This is a genomic window from Butyricicoccus sp. (assembly GCF_050872565.1).
Classification (GTDB): Bacteria; Bacillota; Clostridia; order Oscillospirales; family Butyricicoccaceae; genus Butyricicoccus_A.
The window spans coordinates 1-1,358 of record NZ_JBNMHC010000478.1; the positions used below are offsets into that span (position 1 = coordinate 1).

The 1,358-nt window shown below is 46.7% G+C and carries 1 protein-coding gene; it reads right to left on the reverse strand.

Annotated elements, in window-relative coordinates; genetic code table 11:
• Nucleotides 1-990, reverse strand: a 990-nt coding sequence (locus tag ACR0P9_RS12700; RefSeq protein ID WP_432620701.1) for a hypothetical protein, incomplete at its 3' end; no start/stop codon positions are given.
• Nucleotides 991-1,358 lie beyond the last annotated feature (368 nt).

The window sequence follows — 1,358 nt, forward strand, 5'->3', positions numbered from 1 at the left end:
CTGCTGATAAATAGCAGTTTGAATGGCATTCTCATAGAACTTCTGACGCAGATCTGCTTCAACGCCAGCGAAGATCTGATCGTGGAACTGCTTGGTAATCTGATCTTTATAGCTAGCGTACAATACATCATATACGTCCTGATAATGATCTGCCGGCTGCGGATTCTCCGCTGCCATAGAAGGAGTCTTCTTGTCGGCATTCATAATGTAGGACATATCGAACATATCCTGCGTTGCCAGCCAGTCGTTCAGAACCAGCAGCTTCTGATACTCGGTCTTTGCGCCAGAATTGTTGACAACCTTGACAGCCTGATTGCGCTTTTCACGCACAATGTCGCCGTAGTACTGCACGCCCAGCTGGTCGCCGTACATAAAGGTCATAATGGTACCGGTCAGGTCATCATAGCTATAGTCGCCGCTTCTGACGTCCTCTACCGTCTTACCAGCAAGAATCAACATCTCGCCCAAAACGCCGAGACCATCCTCGCCCTTGTCATTGTACTGCATGTAGAACGGCAGCTGTGCACCAAGGACATCTGCGTTTGCCTTCCAGTTGTCCTGATACTGCTGGAACATATACAGTACTGTCTGCTGCTGATCTGTAGTCAGCTTCTTTTTGGTTTCTGTTCCGTCTGCTTTCGTAGACTTCACACGAATGTTTTTCAGTTCCTTCTTTACGGACTTGACTGCTGGATCAGATGTATCAACGGTCGTATCTGTATCACCAGCACTATCTGCAACCATTGCTGCATTGACATCAGACTCATCCAGACTGAATGGAACCTGTTCGTCTCCCACGGTAATCGAGCCGCTCGCAGAGATTTTCTGCTTGGTAGCAGGTTTTGTTGTCTCTGTGTTTGTATCAGCGGTCTGTGATGTGGTAGAAGACGGATCTGCCGCCTGCTCTGGAGCTGCGTATGCCGGAAGTGCCGACATACCCATGAGCAAAGACAGGAACAGACTCAAGATTCGTTTGAATTTTTGATTCATAATCTTTTCTCCATCTTTGTCCAAAAATGTGAACATCTCCTGCTTTCCTTATGCATTTCCCTTGCGTGAGTTGGTGTATCTTCTCTAAAAAAGAGAAAATAACCGATGTAACACCCCTTTTCCTATTTTAAAATTATTGCCAGCGAGGGATAGCACCCAGTGACCCAAACCGAATGCTATCCCTGCCGTCTATTATATGCTTTTGACCGCGTTCCTTTTGGAAGAACGCCGTCGAAGAGCCAATTATAAATCCGAATGGATCAGATCATGTGTCAGTCCAATTCGGTTGGTCTTGAAGTGGAAGAACGGACGCTCCGGAAGCTGGAAAATATCCATCGGCTTCATATAATCATCCAAGCAAGCATCAA